The organism is Exiguobacterium sp. UBA6282, assembly GCF_002440475.1.
Classification (GTDB): Bacteria; Bacillota; Bacilli; order Exiguobacteriales; family Exiguobacteriaceae; genus Exiguobacterium_A.
Genome location: NZ_DJUM01000038.1, coordinates 1 through 22,829 on the forward strand (window position 1 = coordinate 1; position 22,829 = coordinate 22,829).

21 protein-coding genes and 1 pseudogene are annotated in these 22,829 nt (G+C 45.8%); 16 read left to right on the plus strand and 6 right to left on the minus strand.

All coding sequences use genetic code 11. The features are described from left to right. Positions 1-198, plus strand: a 198-nt coding sequence (locus B2751_RS10215) for a tyrosine-type recombinase/integrase (RefSeq protein ID WP_290774596.1), incomplete at its 5' end; no start/stop codon positions are given. Here the strand turns inward: B2751_RS10215 and B2751_RS15230 are convergent. Both B2751_RS15230 and B2751_RS10225 read right to left on the minus strand, forming a co-directional pair. After that, positions 179-982 (minus strand): site-specific integrase, encoded by an 804-nt coding sequence (locus tag B2751_RS15230; protein ID WP_349679892.1) that lies wholly within the window; start codon positions 980-982, stop codon positions 179-181. The genes B2751_RS10215 and B2751_RS15230 overlap by 20 nt on opposite strands. A 6-nt stretch (positions 983-988) precedes the next feature. After that, positions 989-1,423 carry a sigma factor gene (locus tag B2751_RS10225; RefSeq protein ID WP_290774598.1) on the minus strand — a complete coding sequence of 145 codons (435 nt, stop codon included), beginning with the start codon at positions 1,421-1,423 and terminating at the stop codon, positions 989-991. A 364-nt stretch (positions 1,424-1,787) separates the two neighbouring features. On the opposite strand from B2751_RS10225, the gene B2751_RS10230 reads away from it, so the two are divergent. The 7 genes and pseudogenes from B2751_RS10230 to B2751_RS10260 all read left to right on the plus strand — a co-directional run bounded on the left by B2751_RS10230 (position 1,788) and on the right by B2751_RS10260 (position 10,466). Further along, positions 1,788-2,621 carry a hypothetical protein gene (locus B2751_RS10230; RefSeq protein WP_290774600.1) on the plus strand — a complete coding sequence of 278 codons (834 nt, stop codon included), beginning with the start codon at positions 1,788-1,790 and terminating at the stop codon, positions 2,619-2,621. 15 nt (positions 2,622-2,636) lie between these two features. Beyond that, positions 2,637-4,898, plus strand: a complete 2,262-nt coding sequence (locus tag B2751_RS10235) for an Ig-like domain-containing protein (RefSeq protein WP_290774602.1) — start codon at positions 2,637-2,639, stop codon at positions 4,896-4,898. A 162-nt stretch (positions 4,899-5,060) separates the two neighbouring features. Continuing rightward, entirely contained in the window at positions 5,061-5,732 is a 672-nt protein-coding gene (locus tag B2751_RS10240; RefSeq protein WP_290774604.1) for a response regulator transcription factor, read from the plus strand. Then, positions 5,729-7,114 carry a sensor histidine kinase gene (locus B2751_RS10245; protein ID WP_290774606.1) on the plus strand — a complete coding sequence of 462 codons (1,386 nt, stop codon included), beginning with the start codon at positions 5,729-5,731 and terminating at the stop codon, positions 7,112-7,114. Before B2751_RS10240 ends, B2751_RS10245 begins: the two co-directional genes overlap by 4 nt. 95 nt (positions 7,115-7,209) lie before the next feature. Then, positions 7,210-7,986: a DUF3919 family protein gene (locus B2751_RS10250; protein ID WP_290774608.1), complete on the plus strand. Its 777-nt coding sequence runs from the start codon at positions 7,210-7,212 to the stop codon at positions 7,984-7,986. Continuing rightward, the gene (locus B2751_RS10255; protein ID WP_290774610.1) at positions 7,983-8,972 is read left to right on the plus strand and encodes an ABC transporter substrate-binding protein; all 990 of its coding nucleotides are present in this window, start codon (positions 7,983-7,985) and stop codon (positions 8,970-8,972) included. Before B2751_RS10250 ends, B2751_RS10255 begins: the two co-directional genes overlap by 4 nt. Positions 8,973-9,007: 35 nt before the next feature. Further along, positions 9,008-10,466, plus strand: a pseudogene (locus B2751_RS10260) (MFS transporter). A 44-nt stretch (positions 10,467-10,510) separates the two neighbouring features. Here the strand turns inward: B2751_RS10260 and B2751_RS10265 are convergent. After that, positions 10,511-10,957, minus strand: coding sequence for a hypothetical protein (locus B2751_RS10265; protein ID WP_290752790.1), 447 nt, complete (start codon positions 10,955-10,957; stop codon positions 10,511-10,513). Positions 10,958-11,158: 201 nt separating this feature from the next. Here B2751_RS10265 and B2751_RS10270 point away from each other — a divergent pair, with 201 nt between their 5' ends. The 3 genes from B2751_RS10270 to B2751_RS10280 all read left to right on the plus strand — a co-directional run bounded on the left by B2751_RS10270 (position 11,159) and on the right by B2751_RS10280 (position 14,607). Then, positions 11,159-12,685 carry an FAD-dependent oxidoreductase gene (locus B2751_RS10270; RefSeq protein ID WP_290774612.1) on the plus strand — a complete coding sequence of 509 codons (1,527 nt, stop codon included), beginning with the start codon at positions 11,159-11,161 and terminating at the stop codon, positions 12,683-12,685. Positions 12,686-12,919: 234 nt separating this feature from the next. Further along, positions 12,920-13,939 (plus strand): fatty acid desaturase, encoded by a 1,020-nt coding sequence (locus B2751_RS10275; protein WP_290774614.1) that lies wholly within the window; start codon positions 12,920-12,922, stop codon positions 13,937-13,939. Between the two features lie 155 nt (positions 13,940-14,094). Next, positions 14,095-14,607 carry a VanZ family protein gene (locus B2751_RS10280; protein ID WP_035410449.1) on the plus strand — a complete coding sequence of 171 codons (513 nt, stop codon included), beginning with the start codon at positions 14,095-14,097 and terminating at the stop codon, positions 14,605-14,607. A gap of 52 nt (positions 14,608-14,659) precedes the next feature. Here the strand turns inward: B2751_RS10280 and B2751_RS10285 are convergent, their stop codons facing one another. Continuing rightward, the gene (locus tag B2751_RS10285; protein ID WP_290774616.1) at positions 14,660-14,854 is read right to left on the minus strand and encodes a hypothetical protein; all 195 of its coding nucleotides are present in this window, start codon (positions 14,852-14,854) and stop codon (positions 14,660-14,662) included. A gap of 386 nt (positions 14,855-15,240) precedes the next feature. Here B2751_RS10285 and B2751_RS10290 point away from each other — a divergent pair, with 386 nt between their 5' ends. Next, the gene (locus B2751_RS10290) at positions 15,241-16,674 is read left to right on the plus strand and encodes an ankyrin repeat domain-containing protein (protein ID WP_290774618.1); all 1,434 of its coding nucleotides are present in this window, start codon (positions 15,241-15,243) and stop codon (positions 16,672-16,674) included. Between the two features lie 62 nt (positions 16,675-16,736). On the opposite strand, the gene B2751_RS10295 is transcribed toward B2751_RS10290, so the two are convergent. Further along, positions 16,737-18,833, minus strand: coding sequence for a 5'-nucleotidase C-terminal domain-containing protein (locus B2751_RS10295; RefSeq protein WP_290774620.1), 2,097 nt, complete (start codon positions 18,831-18,833; stop codon positions 16,737-16,739). Between the two features lie 371 nt (positions 18,834-19,204). On the opposite strand from B2751_RS10295, the gene B2751_RS10300 reads away from it, so the two are divergent. From B2751_RS10300 to B2751_RS10310, 3 genes are all read left to right on the plus strand, one after another. Further along, entirely contained in the window at positions 19,205-19,327 is a 123-nt protein-coding gene (locus B2751_RS10300) for a hypothetical protein (protein ID WP_290752773.1), read from the plus strand. A gap of 322 nt (positions 19,328-19,649) precedes the next feature. Next, positions 19,650-20,459: an ABC transporter permease gene (locus B2751_RS10305; protein ID WP_290752770.1), complete on the plus strand. Its 810-nt coding sequence runs from the start codon at positions 19,650-19,652 to the stop codon at positions 20,457-20,459. Between the two features lie 15 nt (positions 20,460-20,474). Next, a complete protein-coding gene (locus B2751_RS10310; RefSeq protein WP_035410435.1) occupies positions 20,475-21,428 on the plus strand; it encodes an ABC transporter ATP-binding protein in 954 nt (317 codons plus the stop codon). Between the two features lie 151 nt (positions 21,429-21,579). Here B2751_RS10310 and B2751_RS10315 read toward each other — a convergent pair whose 3' ends face one another. Continuing rightward, on the minus strand, positions 21,580-22,161 hold the full coding sequence (locus B2751_RS10315) for a TIGR00730 family Rossman fold protein (RefSeq protein ID WP_290774623.1): 582 nt from the start codon (positions 22,159-22,161) through the stop codon (positions 21,580-21,582). A gap of 78 nt (positions 22,162-22,239) precedes the next feature. Between B2751_RS10315 and B2751_RS10320 the strand changes: the two genes are divergently transcribed. Then, on the plus strand, positions 22,240-22,413 hold the full coding sequence (locus tag B2751_RS10320) for a hypothetical protein (protein ID WP_200934380.1): 174 nt from the start codon (positions 22,240-22,242) through the stop codon (positions 22,411-22,413). The last annotated feature ends 416 nt before the right edge of the window (positions 22,414-22,829 follow it).

The following is a 22,829-nucleotide window of genomic DNA, read 5'->3' on the forward strand; positions in this document are numbered from 1 at the left end:
GGATTTACGTCCTTAAAGCGTCACGTCCGTCCGCATATGTTACGGATCGCCTATGCGACCTATCTCTATCAGCAGGCAGGGTTGAAGTTGCTTGATATAAAGCGTCTGCTTGGTCACGCCAGCATCGCAACGACGGAAGGATACATCCGCAGTCAGACGAATCACGTCCGGGACATTCTTAATCGTCTGTCCGCTTAAGACGATTGATCGATGTATAAGCAATATCGTGCGACGGTAGAACGTAGTGTTGCGTCGTTCTTACATCGCTGTGACCAAGCAAGCGCATAATCGTCAGAATGTCCGTCTGATGCACGTGATAGAGCGTCGTCGCGAATGTCACCCGGATATCGTGCGGTCGCAGGATACGTCCGAGACATCGTTCACTTGCTTCTTTTAGGACACGGCGAAACTTTGCCGGATTGACCGGTCGTCCACTGTCTTCGCAAAATAATGGAAGTGCATTAGGACGAATCGTCTCGATATAGAGCGTCAGGACATCGCGTAATGCATAATGCAGCGGAACTTGACGTGATTGATCGCCTTTACCGCTCCGGACGAGCAACTGATCGCGCGCAAAGTCGATATCTGCGAGCTGTAAGTCACGGGCTTCTGAGAAACGTAGTCCTGTGTGCAGAAGAAGAAAGCTAAAGGCATAGACGGTCTCGTCGTGAATCGTCTCGAGGACACGATGGACGTCGTCGTACGTAAAGGCAAGTCGTCGATGAGGTGCAGGAACCGGTTTTTTGACGCGTGCTAACGGATTCGTTGGGAGCGAATGTTCCGCGACCAGTTGATCGAACAGGATTGAGAGGGCATGTAGTCGTCGTGCGGCAGTTGCTGGAGCATAAGTGTCGCGTAGGAACTTACCATAGCGTTGGAGCGACGGAAAATCGATCCGTTCGACGTGGCGACAGAGATGCCGTACGTNNCAAGGGACGATAGTCCGCCTGTTCGATGATCGCGAGTAAGCGTTCTTGGTAATAGATCATCATCCGAGAAGGAACTGGACTTTCTGCCGGAGTTCCGACTTCAATGAACGGAGTCGCGCCGGTGAGTAACCGAGCGTCTCTTCCGTGCCGTGCATCAAGGCTTCGAGAAACGTGTACTCTTTATTCGACAGATCCCGTTTGAGTTCGCTGAGGAGATAATGAAAGGAGACGTTCGGTGTCCGAGGAAGCTCCGGCATCGTCTCGACCGCGACTTCAGTCGCAAGCGTCCGGTTGCGGGTCGCTAAGTAATCGAGCATCGCCCCTTTGGCCCGGATCCGGGCGAAGGTGACGGTCATGACCTTTCCTTCTTCAATCGATTTCCAAAGTCGGAGCAGGGCGGCTTGCCGGCATTCATCATGTTCATTTGGGTGGATCGAGAGGTGGGACAGGAGGGAGTTGACGAGGGGAATCCAGTTACGTAGTAAATCGTTCATGAGTATCCGTTTCTTCAGATATGCATATCTGTTATGTATTCCGCGGTAGTTTTAGTATAAGTAGAGTTATCCGCCGGGCGCAACGCTCCATTTCTTCAATCATGCCAACGGTTTCTTCAACTTTTAAGTAGCGTAGGTGATGCAATTCCTCGTCAATCTACCAGTTCTCTTCAGTTAAACCCGCATTCTAGCGCGATCGCTTTCAGGATAACTCTACTTATCCGCTGGGGTGTTCGGAATTTATTGTTCCATATATACCTAAGTTTTAAATGGTATTTTTATTAAAGTATTGGAAAAATAAAGTTAATGGCATATAGTAAGAATGCTTTGAAATTAATTGTAACTTAAAGGAGATAATAACTAGATGAAGCGCATATTTTTTGTCATGATTTTTTGTATGATTAGTTTATTTTTTCAGGTAAACATTATTCATGCAGACACAAATCCTTCAATCCACCCATTTAAGATGGAGGATAAGACAATTGAGGGGAGTGCTCAACCTGATGAGCAATTGTATGTACATGCTAACGAGAAGTTTTATTTTGTAAAAGCAGATAATACAGGAATTTTTAAAATTAATCTTACGGAAAAAATTGATCGTTCAGAAGTTACGTTGTATTTAAAAGATAGATGGGGGTATAACAGCAGTCAAATTACATATACTGCTAGTGATGTTCCTGTATCATCAGAAATTCCATCAAATGATACAGTTACTTTTTTAGGATTAACCAAGGATAATGAATATTATCTTTCAACATCTCCTGGCGCAGTTATTTATGCTACATATGAAGGTAAAGTCTTCTCTGGAAAAGAGCAATTACGTATTCCTAAAGGAGAATCGACACAAATAAAAGCGTATGCCAAGTCTTCGGATGGAGTTAAAAATGAGACCGTAACTATTCTTACAACTTTGACTGCTAAAATTGAATTGGAAGAGTTCGATTATAATAATAATTTATTAAAAGGTAAGGCATGGCCATATGCAACTCTTAAATTTCGAAGTGAAGAAAAAGAAATAGCAACTATTCAAGCAGATTATAAAGGTAAGTTTAAAGTAAAGTGGACACCGGCAATTGAAATCATGCAGAAGACTAATTTAATTACTGTTGAGAGTGTCAATATACCATTGTCGATCAAAAATAGTATCATGATCAAAGGTTATGTTCCAACTGAATTAACGCCATTTTATATGTATTAAGATAATAAGTTTTCGTTGACTGGAATTACTTTTCCTGAGGCACAGGTAAAAATTGATAGTTCAACATGTACGATTAGTGATTCTAAAGGACGATTTAGTTGTGTTATTCCTATGAAAAATGAACCTGTGCGAAAAATCAGTTTTTATTCAAAAGATAAGCAAATTGGTTTAACATACATTGAAGAAGAAGCTGATATTAATAAATTTCCGTTCGATTTGGAATACCCGATTACATCAGAAAATTCAATCTTTAAAGGTAAAACATTACCGAATCGCACATTTGAACTAAAGTATAATAAACAGTCTATAAAATTGATATCGGATGAAAGTGGAACATTTTCCGAAATCATTCCGAAAAATTATAGTGGTACATTGTCATTAAATCTTATATCTGAAAATCAAAAAAGTGTATTCCTTAAATCATGGACAGTTAAGGACGAACGCCAATTAATCAAGCCGGATATGAAAATCATTAATGATAACTTAATTTTAACTAATAACATGCCAGATATGAGACAGTTAAGCGGTGAAATTATTATAGAACATCAAAATGGTGAAATTGATATTGAAAAGTTAACATTCTCAAGCGATTATGGGTATCCTTATCCTTATCCTTTTACAAGTACTGTTAAAAATATTCAAGACGGTGACCATTATATTTTAAGAATTTTTACTGTTCAAAATGAAAGAGAGGCTCGATTTGAAGGAGTACTTCATCCAATACAAAAATTAGCTTTAAATTCTTTCAAGTCTACAGATGAAGTATTAACAGCAACAACAGAACCGTATGCGGAAGTTGAATTAAAAACTTGGGCTGCTAATCGTTATTTTGACGATCCGGCTTATTTTAGAGGAACCGCAAACTCAGAAGGTAAAGTATCATTAAAGTCAAGTGCATCGCGTGATTCGATTATTGATTTAGCTTCTACCTTTGAAATTACTATTAGAAGAAGTCGGTCGTTAGACAACCTTACGTATTCACAAAAAATTATTGATGATTCCCCAGCAAAGATTAAAGTAGGTGTTGTGAAAGATACAGATGATATAATTCCTATAGAAGCAGATGATTTTATTAGAAAATTAGAAGTTCAATATTATAAAAACGATAAACTAATAAAATCATATGAAAGTAATTACTATCTCAAGCCATTTTTTAATATTTATTACGATAATGAAAAGCATAAAAAACGGTTTATAGACGACGAAGTTAATAGAATATTAATTCGGACTACAAATACTTCAGGACTAATGTCAGACTGGAAAGAAATAAAAGTCCTAAGTACGAAAATCCCAAATCTATTTGCAGATGAAATCTATTATGGAGATAAGACGTTAGAAGTAAAAACAGACGCTAATATTAGAGTGAAAATGATATCGAGTAAAGAAACGCTTTATGTCAAATCTAATGAGCTTGGTTATGCTCTATTCAAATTGAACTATCCAATCACAAATAAAGATTATATTCGATTTATAGTTAGTAGTGAATTTGGTGATTCTCATACTATTTCTAAGCAACCGATTGGATATCAAGTTGAAGATATTCGAATGAATAACTCAAAAAATAAATTATGGTTTGTAACTAAAGATGTGCATATTAAACTTAAAAATTATGAGTTGAAACTTAACGGGCAGATTGTAAAACTTCAAACGACAGGGTCTAATCCGCGTTCTGTCTTTAGTCTTCCTAAAGTAGCTAAATTACCATTAACTGTTGAGATTACGTTGAGAAATTCTGATGGGACTATAAAATCTTATTATAAAAAAATCATCAAAGATACCTATCGAAATAAAACGGTATCTAATATCAAAACTTCAACAAAAAATAAAATGATTGAAGGGATTGCACAACCGTATCATCAAGTGGACTTCATCGATCAAGAAAAGATGAATCTCACTAGCGTAATGTTGTTTGAAAATCCAAAATTTAATGTTAAATCAAACCGTACTCTTAAGATTGGTCAAACGTTAACCATTATCTCTAAAAATCCGTTCGGTGAAAAAACAACGACACAGATAAAAATAAAAGATGATGTAGCACCCAAAACACCAACCGTTTCTACAATTACAACAAAATCTAAGAATGTTTCAGGTAAAACTGAAGGAAACGCACAAGTTTTTATTAGTTACCGTAATAAAGTTTATAAAACAAAGGCAAATTCAAAAGGACTGTATCGCTTACCGATTCAATCATGGAAATATAAAGAAAAGGTATCTGTATATGCGAAAGACGCTGCCGGTAATAAATCAGGATTAGTTACTACGACTGTTCAAAGATAAAATACTATGATTATTTCATCGAACTACAAATAACAATTACAGATTAGTCAGCTCTCGAGTAAAGAGAGAGCTGGCTTTTTCATTTGTCCTGCTGGTGTGATTGCAAACGATTTCATGATACGCTAGGGGACAGAAAAACCTGTCCAGAAAGAAGGAATCCCCATGCATATTCTTGTCATCGATGATGAGGCGAGCATCCGGCATCTCGTCAAACTGCAACTCGAGCTCGATGGTCAGACGGTCGAGACGGCAGCCGACGGAGCAGCAGCACTCGCCTTGCAGGCAACACAACCCTTTGATTTGATCGTCCTCGATTTGATGCTACCGGATACGACCGGTTTCGACTTGATTCCTAAGCTTCGACAGACGACACCTGACTTACCGATCTTGATGCTGACGGCGCGTGATCAGATGAACGATAAAATCATCGGGCTGCAGCTCGGAGCGGATGACTATATGACGAAACCGTTCAACGGAACGGAACTCGTCTTGCGTGTCAAAAATCTGTTGAAACGCACGAAGACGGTCGTACCACCCGTGCCTGTCGTGACTGATCCCTTCTTATCGGTTGATCCCGAAGAACGCGTCATTCGACTCGATGGACAACCGTTACCACTGACGTACCGGGAGTACGCCTTACTTGCGCTCTTCTTAGCGCATCCGAAACGGGTCTTCGAGCGAGATGAACTGCTCGAACAAGTCTGGGGTTTTGACTTCTCGGGTCAGACCCGTGCCGTCGATATCATGGTCCAACGCTTGCGGAAGAAACTCGGAGCGCAAGGCGAACGGATCAAGACGATTTACGGTGTCGGCTACAAGTGGGTCGACGCATGAAGCTACGCCAGGTCATCACGGAAAACTTCGTCTTACTCCTTGTTCCGGCACTGCTCGTTCTGTTCTTGATTCTTTATGCCTTCATTCAATCGAATCTGTATGAGAACGCCGTCGAGTCCGTCCAAAAACTGAGTCGGGAAGCGGAGCTCTACACGATGAACTACCTCGCAAGTGAAGAGACGGACTCGCTCGCCGATACGGCAGTTCCGATCGCTTCCTATCTTGCAGACCGATTCGACGCGCGCGTCCAACTGTTTGGACCAAACGCGGAACTACTCGCCGATTCCGAGCGCGATCAATTGCCGCTCCTCGCAGGAGACATCGATCAAGCGTTAAAAGGAAAATCGAGTTATCTCTTTCTAAAAGAAACCGATGTTCCAGTGTTGTTTTTCTCGAGTCCGCTATATGGCAAAACGGACATCATCGGCTCGGTCCGTTTTCTTGTTGATCTGCGGACGGAAGCTGAACTGCTGCGGCAATTCACCTACGTCTTCACGGGCGTCTTTCTGATCTTGATCGTAATTGCTGTTTGGACAGCACGGCGGATGGCAAAGACGTTGATTGGACCGATCGATGATTTACGGAGTGTCTCGCACGCCTTGACGAAAGGACACTATGCGCACGCGTTACCGGCCTATCCGTATGAGGAACTGAACAGACTAGCGGCAGACTTCTCGACGCTTGCTGACGCAATTCAGCACAACATCGGACAGCTCGAACAACAACGAAGCGACCAACAAACGTTCATCGATCACATCACCCATGAACTCCGAACACCGATGACGGCGATCATGGGCTATGTCGAGTTGATTCCGAAGCTGCCGCCAGACGAAGCGGCACATTGTTACCACTACATCGAAGTCGAGAGTCAGCGCTTGTTACGACTGGTCTCGCATAATCTCGAACAGGCGAAACAACAACGCAACGAACGCCACGTGACGTCGACGATGTTCGCGCTCGATGCCTTGCTCGCCGACGCCTTATTCATCATGCAATTGCGTTTTGATGGACAAGGAATTGAAGTTGAACAGGATGTTCCGCCGATCTACGTGCTCGGTCAACCGGACCAGACGAAACAAGTCTTGTTGAACCTTCTCGAGAATGCCATCAAATACAGTGACGCGATGACGGTGACGTTTTCGACCGTCAGTACAGATACGACCCTCCGACTCATCATGACGGATGATGGGATCGGTGTTGATCCAGCAGTGCTTGCCGAATGGGAGAAGGAGCAGCATAGTCTGACGACGGCGAGTGGGAATGGACTCGGTCTACCGCTCTGCCGGCGTCTGATGCAGGAACAAGGTGGCGATTTTGAACTTGAAAGCGATGTAAGCGGCACACGTATCACATTAACTTTTCGATTAGCGAATCAGACTTAATGTAATCGCTTACAAATGATACATTTACGAAACAATTCGACCGGATTTACGAAACAATTGCCCCGTAATCTAAGAATCAAGCAAGGAGAGGAATCATGAAAGCATCGACCATCGCTTATCTCTTCCTGATGGGCATCTTGTTTGCCCTCGGTCTTCTTTTGCTTCAGCAGACGGTCTTCGGACGCTTACACGTCCTCGATGGACCGAAACGACTGAATGCTTCCGATGACTCGCTCCCGACCGAGTTGACGTTACGTCACCGGGCATGGGGGGAGCAGACGGTAGAAGACGGAACGGAAGTCCAGCGCATCACGACGCTATTGAAGCAAATGAAGACGGTGACAAACGGGACTTGTCCGGCGGATACGGCGACGTTTAACGGGACGCTCCGTTTCTTGAACGGAACGACATGGACGTTCTCGCTCGGGGAAAGTATGACGCTGAATGGAAAATGTGTCGCGCAACGTCCTAGCACCCAGACGACGACATTAAAAGCACGCTTCTTGAACGCCTATCACGAACCAGAACAGCTCGCGCGTCAGTTCGCTGAGGCGGAAGTCGTGACCGTGTATGCAGCAGGACGATCTCGTTCTTTGACTGCACGTGAGCGAGAAGACGTCAAGCGTCGCCTGGCGCAGGCAGAGCCGATGACGGACTATGAAGAAGTCGGTCAAGCACTCGATGCCAGTCAGGGACAGCCGCGCATTCTCAAACTTCAGCGGTTCAAGAATGAGCAGAATACGCGTGCCAACTTAATGAATATTACCGTGTATGAGACATTGTTCAGCGTCCAGTACATGGATGATGACAATGGAAACACCTTCTATTTAAAAGGACAACTCCTGCCGAAAGGGAAGGAGGCGAAACGATGAGAAAAGGAATGCTCTTCTTGCTGAGTATCATTTGTCTCATGAGCATTTGGATCGTCCGCAACAATGAACAGACGAAGCAGGGAACAGCTGCGCGGGAAACAGTTCCGCATTTGACGGCGTATGTCTCTGCGAAAGAGGATATCGGTCGCGCCTTGCTGTCATCATATTGTGAACAAGCAGGCTGTACGTACGAGTTCGTCCGCCTGTCGACGGAAGAACTCGTCCGGCGTGTGACGAAGGAAGCGGATCATCCGCGCGCTGACGTCATCATCGGTGGAACGTGGGATGCCCACCAGACGCTCAAGCAACGCGGGTTGTCAACACCGTTCCCGAACGACATGGATCAAGCGGAACTACAGGATCCGGATCGCTACTGGATCGGCTACGAAGTCGAACGCCTCGCAATCGTCATCAATACGGACGTCTGGAACAACCGATTCGGGGCGGCACCGTATCCGAAGACGCTCGCTGACTTGACAGCGAAACGGTATCAGGACGAGTTGATTTTGCCGGATCCGAACCATTCCGGTACCGGTGCGACGATCCTGCAAGCGATCTTTGACGGATACGGAACGAAGTCGGAAGGTGTCTTACGCGAGCTAATCGAGCGAACGCGACTATTCACGGCGAACGGTTTTGCACCGACGTCGTATGTCGCCAGTGGGGAAGCGATGCTTGGGGTCAATTTCATCGGGGATCAACAATCGCTACGCGAAAAGTATTATCCGGTCAAAAGCATCCCACTCGATACGTACTCGATCAACGCGATCTCAAAGCTGAAAGGACGGACGCAACAAAAGCAGGCGAATGCCTTCATGCGTTTCGTACTCTCGGCGGACGGTCAGGCGATTCTGAGGAAGGTCTCATTCGGTACGCCGACCTATGCGATCGCGAAGACACAACCGATCCAGCAGAACGTCGGGCAGGACATCGTCGCCGATTACCGGGACTACCTCCGTCGATTCAATCAGCTCCAGAACAAATGATGCGAAGACTCTGATTCAGATAGGGGAAATGGAAGATGGGCTTCTTCAGCATCAAAAAATTGCCGAATGCCGGCATACCAATCGAAGTACAACGGAAACAATGGTTACAGCAATTCTTAAAGGCCTTCTTAGTCGTCTTCTTCTCATATATGGCGATGTATCTCATCCGAAACAACTTCAAGGCGGCGCAACCGCTCTTGAAGGACGAGCTCGGTTTCACGACGACGGAACTCGGTTATATCGGTTTTGCCTTCTCGATTACATACGGGATCGGGAAAACGTTACTCGGCTACTTCGTCGACGGGAAAAACACGAAACGCGTCATCTCGTTCTTATTGATTCTCTCGTCCTTGATCGTCACCGCGATGGGACTCTTGATGAGTGCCGGTGGAAGTCCGGTCGGTCTCTTGATGGTCCTTTGGGGACTCAGCGGGTTCTTCCAATCGGTCGGAGGACCGTCGTCGTACTCGACGATCGCCCGCTGGACACCGTTTGAAAAACGTGGGCGCTACCTCGGCTTCTGGAACGTTTCGCATAACATCGGTGGAGCAATTGCCGGTGGTCTCGCACTGTGGGGAGCGAACGTCTTCTTCAACGGGAGTGTCGTCGGGATGTTCATCTTCCCTGCTGTGATCGCCCTTGCCATCGGGATCGTCGGTCTGTTCATCGGGAAGGATGATCCGGAGGAACTCGGGTGGAATCGGAGTGAAGAAATCTTCNNAGGATGACCCGGAGGAACTCGGATGGAACCGAAGTGAAGAGATTTTCGAGGAACCGATCGAACCGGAGAATATCGCCGCTGACAGCATGACGAAGTGGCAAGTCTTCAAGACGTATGTCATCTCAAACCCGTGGATCTGGACGCTCTGTATCGCGAACGTCTTCGTCTATATCGTCCGGATCGGAATCGATAACTGGGCACCGCTCTATGTCACGGAACACTTGCACTTCAGCACGGAGAGCGCCGTCAATACGATCTTCTTCTTTGAGATCGGTGCGTTGTGCGGCAGTATGATCTGGGGGTATGTATCCGACTTGCTCAAAGGACGCCGGGCGCTCGTCGCAGCAATCTGTCTCTTACTGACGGCCGTCGCGGTCCTCGGTTATCGTTACGGTACGAGTGAAGTCATGATCTATGCATCATTGTTTGCACTCGGTGCCCTCATCTACGGACCACAACTCTTGATCGGGGTCTCGGTCATCAGCTTTGCACCAAAACAAGCAACGACGGTTACGAACGGAATGGTCGGGACATTCGGTTACTTGTTCGGTGATTCGATCGCAAAAGTCGGTCTAGCAAAAATCGCTGACCCGGAAACGAACGGTCTAACGATCGGTTCGGTCACCTTGCACGGCTGGAGCGACACATTCATAATCTTCAATGCGGCATTATTATTCGGTTTGATCGCCCTTGCGATCGTTGCCGTCGTCGAGGAGAAAAAGATTCGTCGCCTCGGACTGCTGGAGCGTCAAGCGGATAAGTTAAGTTCGTAACAGACACAAGCACCCTCGCCTTATTTAGGAGAGGGTGCCCTTTTTTAATGAGACAAATAAGCAAGCAGAAAACCTTCTTCCAGTTTAACGTGACGAATCGAACGGTAATGGGCATGACGGAAAGGAAAATAGAAGGAAAGATCGACGGTCAGAAGTCGATTTGCATAACGCAGATAAGGTGGACGAATGAGGTAAGTTTCATTAAAGGATTCGGTATCATGAGGACAGACGTCAAAGACTTCGAACGTAATGGTACGTTTATCGACTACCCGCAATTGGAGCGTCAATTCGACCGGTAAGTCACGCTTTAGACCATAACGTGTCAACGGTACAACGGCTTGAAGGTGAAGGTGTGTCGGTCGAATCGTGACACAGATATCTGTCAGCTCTGGAATTTCCTTTGTTAGAACGCTTGCTAAGTCATACTCATCCATACTTGCTGCAAGCGTAAAACGACGAAACGTCTCAATTAAATGGCGCCCCAATTTCATGAAGTAAACTCCTCTCTTATGCTTCTTCCCCTTAGTATAAATGAGAATAAACCTAATTATTCCATATTATTTTTCATTAAAGTAAATTAATTCCTTTAAATTAGAGGTTCTTTTAAAACTATACGATTCACGCATGTTTTTGTATCGTTCAGGGAACTTTTAACATGTCGACCTATCGTGTTTTCCGAAAGGAGTTTTATGATGTCATACTTATCCGGATTTCCGTCATCTTATTGGAAGCAAAGTACACCAGCCACTTCTTATCCCACTTTGGATCAAGATGCGAAGCATGATGTCGTCATCATCGGGGCTGGTATTGCTGGGCTCGTCACGGCCATACAACTGACTGAACGAGGATATAATGTCGCCGTGATTGAAGCCGGTGACGTCGCTGCTGGCACGACGGGTTATACGACGGCGAAAGTTTCCTCGCAGCACGGTTTAATCTATGACACGTTAATCAAAACGGTCGGTGAAGAATCGGCGCGACTGTATTATGAAGCAAATGAAGAAGCCATCACGTTTTTACGTCATCAGGTGGAACGACTCGACATTGCGTGTGAACTTGAAACGCAGGACGCGTATCTCTACGTTGCGACATCAAAAGAGCAAGCGATGGAACGAGAAGTAAAAGCCTATGAACGATTGGGATTGAACGGTGGCGAGGCGACGCAAGAAGTTCGGGATAAGTTGCCGTATGATGTCAAACGTGCTGTCGTCTTGCGCGAGCAAGCGCAGTTCCATCCCGTCAAATACCTTCAAGGACTCGCCCGACAAATCGTCCACCAAGGGGGTGCCTTATATGAACAGACACGTGCTGTATCGCTCGAATCGAACCGAACGCCTACTGTTGTCCTTGAAAATGGACATCGGATTGAAGCGAAGAAAGTCGTCATCGCGACCCATTTTCCGTTTCATGACTTCAAAGGCTTGTACTTCTCAAAACTTGAAGTCCATCGCTCGTATATCGTATCGGGTCAGGTCGATGAGACGTTTCCGGACGGGATGTTTATGAGTGCCGATCAACCGAATCGTTCTCTGCGTCACACACGGACAGAAGACGGTCGTCTGCTTGGTCTCTTCGGCGGTGAGAATCATCTATCTGGTCACGAGACAGAGACGATGCAGCGGTATCAGCATCTTGCGGATTTTGCAAAGCATGAATTTCACGTCGAATCGTTCGGACAGTTCTGGTCAGCACAAGACTTGATCACGCTCGACAAAATCCCCTACATCGGACAGATGACGCCAAATGATCCGAACGTGTTCGTCGCGACCGGTTTTGCGAAGTGGGGGATGACGAATGGTATCGCGGCCGGACTGTTACTCAGCGACTTATTGACGGGAACACCAAACCGTTTTCGGCATCTGTTCGATCCGAATCGTTCGAAGCTAAAAACAAAGGATGCGACGCAGTTCGTCAAGAACAATGCGGACGTCGCGATCGAACTGGTCAAAGGAAAGCTGACGAAAGCGCGTCGCAGTGCCGACGAGTTACAACCGGACGAAGGTGGACTCGTGACGCATCACGGAAAAACAGTCGGTGGTTACCGGGATCCGGAAGGAAAGCTTCATCTCGTCTCGACGACCTGTACTCATATGGGATGCGATACGAAATGGAATGAGGCGGAACGATCATGGGATTGTCCGTGTCATGGTTCACGATTCGGTCCGACAGGAGAGGTGCTAGAAGGACCAGCCGTCAACCCACTCAAATCGATCGAGTAAGCAGAGACGCTTGTCTCTGCTTTTTTAATTTTAAAAATAAACCGTGGACGATTTATGATATGTGATATAATTACCTGGTAACAAAAATATTTTAGCGCTAAACAATTAGAGTGCCGCTTTTGAATCGTGTTGTAGAGGCACCGTCACGACCACCGCTCACTGGTTTCATACTTTAGTTTCACTATTTTACTTAGCGTCGTGAACGCTGAAACAACCCGAGGAGGAAGCACCACTATGAGTAAAGAAAAGATTGCCCAGCTGCGCAAACATGTATCGCCGTTTGAGAAGGCGGACATCAAAGCCAGCGTCCGGCAGATGATCAACACGATCCTGCCATTTCTCGTCCTATGGTTTCTGGCATATGAGGCCATGAAGCTATCTGTGTTTCTCGCGATCCCACTTGCGATTCTCGCTGCAGGATTCGTCGTCCGGATGTTCATCATCTTCCATGATTGTACCCATGGTTCATTCTTCAAAAATAAGAAGGCGAACGCCATCGTCGGGACGATCACGGGGATTTTGACGTTATTCCCGTATGAGAAATGGAAACGGGAGCACTCGATCCATCACGCATCAAGTGGGAATCTTGACAAACGCGGTGTCGGTGACATCTGGGTCATGACGATTGAGGAGTATATCGAAGCATCACGTTTCACACGTCTCAAGTATCGTCTGTACCGGAATCCACTCGTCATGTTTGGTCTTGGACCACTCTTGTTGATTCTTGTCTCGAGCCGCTTCAACCGGAAGGATGCTCGCAAAAAAGAACGTATCAACACACACGTCATCAATGCGTCGCTCGTCGTCTTATACGGTATCCTGATCTACTTCATCGGCTGGCAAGCCTTCCTGATCATCCAAGGCACGACGATGTTCACAGCAGGTGTCCTCGGAATCTGGTTATTCTACGTCCAACATACGTTCGAAGACTCGTACTTTGAGGATGAGAGCGAATGGGATTATGTCAAGGCAGCAATCGAAGGCAGTTCGTATTACGAGCTACCGAAGGTCTTACAATGGGTGACCGGAAACATTGGATTCCATCATGTTCACCATCTCAGTCCACGTGTACCGAATTATCATCTTGAAAAAGCACATGTCTCGACGCCACCGCTTCAGAAGGCGACGAAGATCGGTCTCTTCTCAAGTCTGAAATCGCTTCGGTATAAGCTATACGATGCGAAAAACAAAACGTTCGTGACGTTCCAAGATATCAAACACCTCTTACGCGAGCCGAAACCGTCATCGTTGTAAGCTTTTCACCTCATCCATATGGATGGGGTGTTTTTGTTGTATCAGTTGTAAAAGAGGGAATGAAGAGTAAATGAGAGCAGTGTATGTCCGTCTTTTGGCGTATGTTCACGATAAGCATCCATGGTAGGATGTACAAAGAGAAAGGAGCGTGCATGATGCGCCGTATACCCATTGCTGCTTATGTAGGAGGAGCTATCTTACTTTCCTTATTCGTTTTCAGTTCGATGACCTATCAGCAACAATCCCTGATTCCATTTTTGACGCAACATATGCCGCTCGACTGGGTCTATGCGTTTTCGTTCGTGTCGTTCCATTATGAAGTTCCGATCAGCGTCGCGTCACTCGGACCTGCAGCCTTCCTTGAATTCTTCATTCGGAAAGGCATGCATGCCAGTCTGTTCTTCGTCCTCGGGGTCAGTCTCGTTCATTTTTTGCGCGGTCGAGGGTACGCAGCGTTACCAGCTGCTTTCTTTGCCTTCACGACAGCGATGACGATCGGTGTGTTGGATGAGTTCCATCAATTGTTGACGGGCGGACGAACACCACTCGTTGGAGACGTACTGATCGATGGTAGTGGTGCACTCGTCGGCATCGTCTTATACACTGTCATCCGTCTCTATTTGAAAGCCGATCGGATCGTTCGCGAACAAGAACAACAGCACGCATGAAAATAACCCATCGTCCCAATCCTAGGATTGAGGCGATGGGTTATTTTAGCGATTAGAACCGTTGTACCCACTCGATTTTGTACTGAGTGCGTCCGTATTCTCTTCTTAACATGTTGTCGGCTTTTTTTCGTGCTGTCGTATGATCGCCTGCTCGAACATTCAATCGATCCGTGTCGATGATCTCATCTCCGCGTAATACGTGATACTGGACGGTATAGTCCTTTTTCATGAAATTAAATAATCCCAAGTTCTTCACTCCCATATTCTTCTTCCTGTTAGTTATTATATGGGATTCCAAATTTTTCTGCAATATAAAAGAGTGACTATTGTACCACCTATCAATAAATAGTTAATGGTTCGAATGACAGGTTGCTTTATTGTGTGAATTGCGTATAAATGCTGAAAAATCAACAAAAATCACTCTAAAATAGAATTTTAGAAATTTTATTACATAAATAATGAATATTAAGGAAAAAAGTTACGTTATCAAGATATGTTCGAAAATATAAGTTGTCTGAATATTCTTTTGGTATGTCAGGAAAGGATTCCCTTGGAACTTTGATGGAATAACCGTTAAGATAAGAAGGGATAAAAAAATACAATGAACCAAACGATAAATGAAGGAGATGACGTATGGAGCAGGAGACGAATGAACGAATCGATCCCGCACAACGGATCAGGAAAGCAGTGACACGAAAAGAGACCGCTTATTTCAGTTTGTTATTAGGCGTCGCTATTTTGACAGTGGGTGGCATCATCGGCTTAGTATTTGAAACAGGCGAGAGCGGTATTTATGCTATGTTCGCGCTAGTGATCCTGCTGTTATTACTCTGGTTACGTCAATGGCGACGAGTATCGCGGATTCGAAGTGAAGGGGTTCGCTTGAGTGCGAAGCAGTTCCCGGAGTTATTCGAGCAAATCGGCATGCATACAGAACAATTGCAGCTGTGGCGGATTCCAGAAATCTATTTCCAGAACGATGTGAAACGACCATATGTCATCGGATTATTTCAAAAATATTTGATCGTCCTTCCGACGTCATATTTGGAATTGACAGAGGTACGACGGTTCCAGTTACTGCTTGAACTTGCACGCATTAAACGAAATCATCAAGAAAAGCAGGTGTTGCTTTGGATCGGAAGCTGGGTTCCATTTTTACGTCCGGCTTACACGCGGGCATGCGAACGGACTCGTTATCAGATGGTTCTACCGCTTGTATCCAACCAGTGTGCCCGGCAAGCGATCTTTGAGGATATTCTCGGACCAACACTTCTTGCGACGACGGATATCGTTTCCTATACAGCGGAGAAGCGTCAGCAACGGACGTTTTCTGTCTTATTGTATGAGAAGCTACAGACCAATCTATCCATGCTGGAACGGCTTCGCTTGACGGGTGAACCGCTCAATCAACCCCGTCCTTTCCTACGTTATAGTCAAGGAATCATCATCACGCTTAGTGTTCTGACGGTCATGTTCTTCGTCAGTGCAGGGGCAGGGATCTTGCTGAACGAAGCGGGAACGCAAACGGCAGCCAGTAACGATATGGCGACGACAAAAACAAACGATCAGGATTTAAATGAGACGGAATTGATGGCAGCGATTCAAAAAGGAAAGCTTGAAGATATCCATCGCTTGATCCCGGAAAGTGATATGAAAGCAGTCGATGCAGATGGGGATACAGCACTGCATTATCTCGGTTACCGGAAGTCGAGCAAGGGGCTTGAATCGATCTTCAAGGAACTGCTAGAAGCAGGGAGTGATGTCGATGCCGTCAATGACTTTGGCGAGCGACCATTCATTACAGCTGTCTTCAGCAATAACGATGAACTCGTCGATCTGTATTTGAAACGAGGCGAGAAAATCAACCAACAAGATGACGATCAGTTCACGCCGCTTCATCATGCTGTCGAGGGTGAGGGGAAACAGACAGTCAAGCTATTGCTCGAGCGCGGTGCCGACCCGTCGATCAAAAATGCGGATGGCTTCACGCCGCTGATGATGGCACAGGAGTATGAACTCGATGAAATCATTGATCTGTTGAAACAGCACTCCGCGCAAACGTTATAAAACAACAACCGCAGGCTCTCTCGAATGGATCGAGAAGACCTGCGGTTGTGTGTTGTATTGAATTAGTTTGGTAATTTTGATGTGTCGACGATACGACCTTCGATCTTGTAATTGACTTCGCCAAGTGATTTCGTGAAATCACGTAGGTTTTCCCAGTCAGAGAGACCGAGGTCCGTGACACGGCCTTCTTCATAAGCCGTTGCGAATGGTGTGAGACCATCGCCGCCTTTAGCTGTGAAGGCATTCGTTGCGAGAACATAAGTCTTCGCTGGATCAATAAGATCGTACGTGTCACCATTTTTGACTTCGATCTTCGTGACGCGCTCTCCAGCTGTTTTCGTGCTGTCGTATTCGAACTTCATACCCGAGACGTGGAGGAAACCACCGTTTTCTTTTGGCGCAACCCCAACACTGATTTCAAGAAGATTCTTGATTTCTTCACCGGTCATCTTCGCTGTCGCGAGCGTGTTACCGAATGGAAGCGTCGTTAAGACTTCACCGACAGTAAGTGGTCCGGCATCAATGGCAGCACGGATCCCTCCACCGTTTTGCATCGCGATGACTGTATCCTTATTGTATTCTTTCGCTTTTTTGAGCATACCATCCGTGATCAAGTTTCCAAGAGCCGTTTCACTGTTGCGGACACTGATTTCGCCACGTGGGTTTGGAAGGGCATTAACGATATTCGCACCGACTTCTTCGTTTTTCAACTCAGCGATTTGATCTGCATATGGCTTAAGGATTTCAGCCGCACGCACATCTTCTTTTGCTGTAGAAACATCAATCAATGAACCGTTATACTCAGTCAATTTTCCTTTATAGTCGAACGTCAAATCAAGATTTCCGAGGAAATCACCGTATTGGTAGGCTTGAGCGATGATTGTCGGTTCTGTTTTGCCTGGAACGACTGTCTCATCAACGACGACCGGTTTTTCAAGTTTCGTGTGCGAGTGACCGCCGACGATGACATCAATCCCGTCGACATTCCGTGCGAGCAATTGATCGTTATCGATTGCTTCGTTGTCATCAAAACCGATGTGTGTCAATGCTACGATTTTATTGACGCCACGATCTTCAAGCTTTTTGACAGCAGCTTTAGCGCTAGCAATATAGTTTGCAAACGCAACCGTACCTGGGCTTGCGATATCTTTCGTCTCTTCTGTCGTCAGACCGAAGAAACCGATTTTTTGACCTTTGTATTCCTTGATGATGCCTTGATAAATCTTGCCGCGCTCCGGTCCTGCAGTGATTGTTTTCTTTTGTAGACCATTGAACGACTTATTTTTGCTGAAATCGACGTTCGCCGTGATGAACGGGAATTTTGCAGCCGTGACGAAGTTTTTCAAGGCGATGTTATTGTCAGTATCCCCAAGATCGAACTCGTGGTTACCGAACGTCATCATATCGTATTTCATATAGTTCATCAGTTCAAGATCCGCTTGACCGAGGAACTTGTTGAAGTAAAGTGTCCCAGAGAAGACATCACCTGCATCTAAGAGAAGCGATGGTTTACCTTCTGCACGGTAAGCTGCGCGAAGTTCTTTGATGACTGTCGCACGTTTTGGTGTCTTATCGAGGTTCGCGTGCGTATCGTTCGTGTGCATCAAACCGATCGAGAAGTCATCCGTGTTGACGTCGAGAACTGTGATTTTTGCTTTTAATGTAATTGTCTTTCCGAGGCGTGTATAACTTGCGACCGCATATTTCACACCCGCTTCGCTCGTATCGACCTTCGACCAACGGACTGGTTTGTCATAGATACGACCTGTCGCGTAGAGAACAGCCAATGTTTTTGGCAATTCTGGCTTTTGATCAACGTAAATCGTTTGATCCGCGACTTTCTCGACGAACTTCACTGCATAGTTCTGGATGTAGATCTTGACTTCGATTGGATTCTTTTTCTTACCGTATGTGCCTTTGACCGTTTGGTAACGGTTGAACGCATGGCGATCGTAAGATTTCCATGTGATCTTCTCACCTTTATATGTAGCAGGGAGTTTGACCGGAGCACCTTTCGTGAAGACGAGTGACTTGAGTTTGACCGTTTTGACTTTGACATGCGTTGCAGCCGAAACTGTCGTTTGGGCAACCGGCACGATTGCCGATGTCGTCAGGGCGACAGCCACAGCTGCCGCGTAAAGCGGTTTTGATTTGTACATACGTAAAAATCCTCCTTCAAGAGTGGGGTATGAATGCAAGGTCGTGATGCGATCGTTAACCTCTTCTTCTACTATAAAGGGTTCGGAAAGCTTCGTGGGATGAACCTTTTGTAAATAACGTAAATTCTTAGGTCCGACAACATGACAACCTACGGGAGTCGTTCGTTTGATAGGATTCAAATCCGAACGTTCGCTTTCTCAATCAGATGATAACGCTTTCATTATATCTTGTCTTGAATAAAAATGAAACGAAAGAATATGAACAATCGTTAAACATTCCCATTAAATGTCGATTTTTTAGTGGTCCAAAATTGCTAAATATTGTATGATGTCAGTATACAAGTAGTTCGGATGAAAAGGGGCAACGCTGGATGAATGATAAGGTTCGAGGAGGCGTTCTTGTCGGCATTATTTTTGTGATTACGGTTCTCCTCGTATGGGGACTCGCTTCTCCACCGACGACGATCGAATTTCCACATTTTAATCATGCGTAAAGGAAACAAACTAGGAGATGATCGGTGGTTACCCGCCGGTTTTTTCGTGTCTGAAAAACTACAGTTTGGTGTCGGTTCGTCCAATACATTGACACGCTTTTTCCCGATGGCTAGAATTGATTAAGTGTATATAGGAAGTATTGCTTCTATCATGCACGAGTAAACGAAGAAGGAGGCGAGTCAGAATCGACCGGGCAAGGTCCCGTTCACGCGGAGGGAGCGTTCGTTTGAGCAATCGCGGACGGCATCCGTCTTTTTTGAGTGGAATCAACGAATATGAAAATAAAATACATGTATCATGAATCGGAAGGAACTTACACTTATGCTGAAAGAAATGAGAAGTATCATCCGGGAACAGGTCGATAATTTCCCCCTGATTCGCCGGTTGGCGCGATATGAAATCAAATCAGCGCATGCAGAGCAACGCCTTGGCCTTTTATGGGAGCTCCTCAATCCCGGTCTCCAAATCTTCATCTACTGGTTCGTCTTCGGGGTCGGTCTTCGCGGAAATAGAGACGTCGATGGAAACATTCCGTTCATCGTTTGGCTCCTTTGCGGAATCGTCGTCTGGTTCTTCATCAACGATGCGTTGCTTCGGGGATCGAATTCGATCAACAGCCGTCTCGCGATGGTAACGAAGATGCGTTTCCCGATGAGTGCGATTCCATCGTATGTCATCTTGTCACGGATGTATCAACATTTTGCGATGCTTGCCATCGTCATCGTCGTCATCATTGCAAACGGCATTCCGATCACATGGAAACTGCTTCAATTGCCGTATTATATGATCGCCACATACATTTTCGTCTATGCATTCTCGCTTTGCTTTTCGACACTCGTCACACTCGTCAAGGACATCCAGCTCTTCTTGCAATCGATGATGCGGATGCTCTTTTATATGACACCGATCCTTTGGAACATCGAGCGGTTCCCGGACGTCTTACATGGGGTCCTCCGCTTGAATCCGGTCTACTATCTCGTCGAGGGATACCGGGCGAGCTTGCTCGGCGGACATTGGGTCTGGCAAGAATGGCCAACGGGTCTGTACTTCTGGAGTGTCACGCTCCTCTTATTCTCAGCCGGAACGTTCTTGCACATCAAGTTCCGTAAATCATTCACTGAGCTCGTTTAAGGGAAGGAAATCGCCATGTCTATGATTAAACTCGACCATGTCACGAAACGCTTCGACATGGTCACGACTACGAAAGAAAAATTCAAGCTCTTGTTCAAAAATCAAAGCAAGAGCGTTAAAACATTTACAGCTTTACGCGATATCTCACTTGAGATCGGAAAAGGAGAAGTCGTCGGTCTCGTCGGAATCAACGGTTCGGGTAAATCGACGCTCTCGAACCTGATTTCAGGGATCATCTACGCGAACGAAGGAAACGTTGCGATCAACGGAGAAGTCGCGATCATCGCCGTATCCCAAGGATTGAAGAACGTGCTGACAGGACGTGAGAACATTCGCTTGAAATGTCTCCTGCTTGGGATGGACGACGCGGAAATCGAACGTCGAATGCCTGGAATCATCGATTTCGCGGATATTGGTGACTTCATTGATCAGCCAATCAAGAAATACTCGAGTGGGATGAAGTCACGACTTGGCTTCGCAATCGCCGTCAATGTCGATGCCGACATCTTGATCGTCGATGAAGCATTATCAGTCGGTGACCAAACCTTCTATAACCGCTGTATCGATAAGATGAACGAGTTCAAGGACGAAGGCAAGACGATCATCTTCGTCAGTCACTCGCTCTCACAAATCAAGAGTTTCTGTGAGCGTGTCGTCTGGCTCGAATACGGTCAAGTGCGACTCGACGGGACGACGAAGGATGTCTTACCGGAATATAAGAAGTTCCTCGCAGAATATAAGAAATGGTCAAAAGAGGAACAACATCAATACCGTCGCGATCGCTTGAAGGAACAAGCAGCAAATGCGCGGTCCGGAAAAGAAAACGTCGATGCTGACGTCAACGTAAAACATCCTGGCTGGATTTTATCAGGTCTCGGATTACTCGCGATTGCGGCAGGTAGTTTGATGGTCATTGACGAGACACCGTCTTTGACGAATCTTAGCGACGCAATCATGAAGTTCTTCTAACGTTTTACCAGATGCCTCTGTGCATCTGGTTTTTTTGTGCCAAAAGAGTAGGAATCCTGAAACGGAGTGGAGAAAACTAGTAAGTGAGAGAAGAAATATCGGAAGAGGATGCGAATGCATTAAAAAAACGGAGTCGAGGACTCCGTTTTCATCAGGTTTGTGAGCGATCCATATACGTTTTGACGCGTGGTGCTTCATATATGGCGAAGCGTTCTAAGAGACGATCCGGATCCGACTCGACGATCAGCATCGCTCGGTGTTCGGGAATCAAGAATCCTTGACGTTCCATCGTGTCGAACAGGGCAATCAAGGGGTCATAGTACCCGTCAATGTTGAGTACACCGCACGGTTTTTCATGCAGACCGAGTTGGGCCCACGTGAAGACTTCGAAAAACTCTTCCATCGTTCCGGGTCCGCCTGGAAGAATAATGAAGCCATCGGCCAGCTCTGACATCTTTGCTTTCCGCTCGTGCATCGAGTGGACGAGGTGCAATTCAGTCAGTTCCGGGTGTGCTAATTCCTTTTCTTGTAGAAAGTGGGGGAGGACACCGATCGCTTGACCTTGAGCCGTAAGCGTAGCATCCGCGACAGCTCCCATCGTTCCAACGCGGGAACCGCCGTATACGAGTCCGATGCCGTGAGCGGCGATCGCTTGACCAAGCTTCCCGGCAGCCTCGCGAAAGACGGGATGCGCGCCATCTTTAGAACCACAAAACACTGCAAGTCTATTCATGAACAGAACCTCCTTTGTTATTGTCACCATAGCATATTCGGTGAGCGGACGGCAGAGGAGACCAGGAAGGAGATCGGTATGCGACCACGTACGATCGTTTGGCTCGTCCTAATTATCGCAGCAATCAATTTGGGACTTGGGATATGGATGCCGGATACGTCGACTCGGACAACAATTAGTTCGATACTACTAGGTGTGATTCTCATACTCGGTATATTTTATGTCATCGCGTTACGACAATCATCAAAATAAAGAGAGCTGGTTCGACTCGTATGAGTTGGACTAGCTCTCTTTTTGTCTGTTACGAAATTTTATCATAGTTAAATATTCAGAAAAATCTATTTTCATACACAAGTTCTACATATTGATGGGTGATTTGTAAAAAAAATGCAGTATTCGGGACATATGACCCGCGCCAAAAGTAATAGAAAGTGAAAATAATGTGTAAAATACCATAAATATTCGTATTCGAATATTCAGAGGGGGTCTAAGGTTATATGATGTTGTTACGAAGCCATACGAAAAATAATAGGAGGTTAACTATATGAAATTGAGTAACAAAATAGTTATAGGATTAGGGGCACTCCTATTGAGTGTCGGCGTTGCGAATACTAACCTTACAAATGATCAAAATCAATTTGCTAAAAAAGATTTACCGTACGAATACT

Excerpts from the sequence above, each read along its gene's own strand:
- B2751_RS10280 (WP_035410449.1), top strand. The coding sequence starts at position 14,095 with ATGCGCCGTATACCCATTGCTGCTTATGTAGGAGGAGCTATCTTACTT.
- B2751_RS10300 (WP_290752773.1), top strand. The coding sequence starts at position 19,205 with ATGAATGATAAGGTTCGAGGAGGCGTTCTTGTCGGCATTATTTTTGTG.
- B2751_RS10230 (WP_290774600.1), top strand. The coding sequence starts at position 1,788 with ATGAAGCGCATATTTTTTGTCATGATTTTTTGTATGATTAGTTTATTT.
- B2751_RS10315 (WP_290774623.1), bottom strand. The coding sequence starts at position 22,161 with ATGAATAGACTTGCAGTGTTTTGTGGTTCTAAAGATGGCGCGCATCCC.
- B2751_RS10275 (WP_290774614.1), top strand. The coding sequence starts at position 12,920 with ATGAGTAAAGAAAAGATTGCCCAGCTGCGCAAACATGTATCGCCGTTT.
- B2751_RS10245 (WP_290774606.1), top strand. The coding sequence starts at position 5,729 with ATGAAGCTACGCCAGGTCATCACGGAAAACTTCGTCTTACTCCTTGTT.
- B2751_RS10225 (WP_290774598.1), bottom strand. The coding sequence starts at position 1,423 with ATGAACGATTTACTACGTAACTGGATTCCCCTCGTCAACTCCCTCCTG.
- B2751_RS10290 (WP_290774618.1), top strand. The coding sequence starts at position 15,241 with ATGGAGCAGGAGACGAATGAACGAATCGATCCCGCACAACGGATCAGG.
- B2751_RS10240 (WP_290774604.1), top strand. The coding sequence starts at position 5,061 with ATGCATATTCTTGTCATCGATGATGAGGCGAGCATCCGGCATCTCGTC.
- B2751_RS10310 (WP_035410435.1), top strand. The coding sequence starts at position 20,475 with ATGTCTATGATTAAACTCGACCATGTCACGAAACGCTTCGACATGGTC.
- B2751_RS10270 (WP_290774612.1), top strand. The coding sequence starts at position 11,159 with ATGTCATACTTATCCGGATTTCCGTCATCTTATTGGAAGCAAAGTACA.
- B2751_RS10305 (WP_290752770.1), top strand. The coding sequence starts at position 19,650 with ATGCTGAAAGAAATGAGAAGTATCATCCGGGAACAGGTCGATAATTTC.
- B2751_RS10320 (WP_200934380.1), top strand. The coding sequence starts at position 22,240 with ATGCGACCACGTACGATCGTTTGGCTCGTCCTAATTATCGCAGCAATC.
- B2751_RS10255 (WP_290774610.1), top strand. The coding sequence starts at position 7,983 with ATGAGAAAAGGAATGCTCTTCTTGCTGAGTATCATTTGTCTCATGAGC.
- B2751_RS10295 (WP_290774620.1), bottom strand. The coding sequence starts at position 18,833 with ATGTACAAATCAAAACCGCTTTACGCGGCAGCTGTGGCTGTCGCCCTG.
- B2751_RS10250 (WP_290774608.1), top strand. The coding sequence starts at position 7,210 with ATGAAAGCATCGACCATCGCTTATCTCTTCCTGATGGGCATCTTGTTT.
- B2751_RS10265 (WP_290752790.1), bottom strand. The coding sequence starts at position 10,957 with ATGAAATTGGGGCGCCATTTAATTGAGACGTTTCGTCGTTTTACGCTT.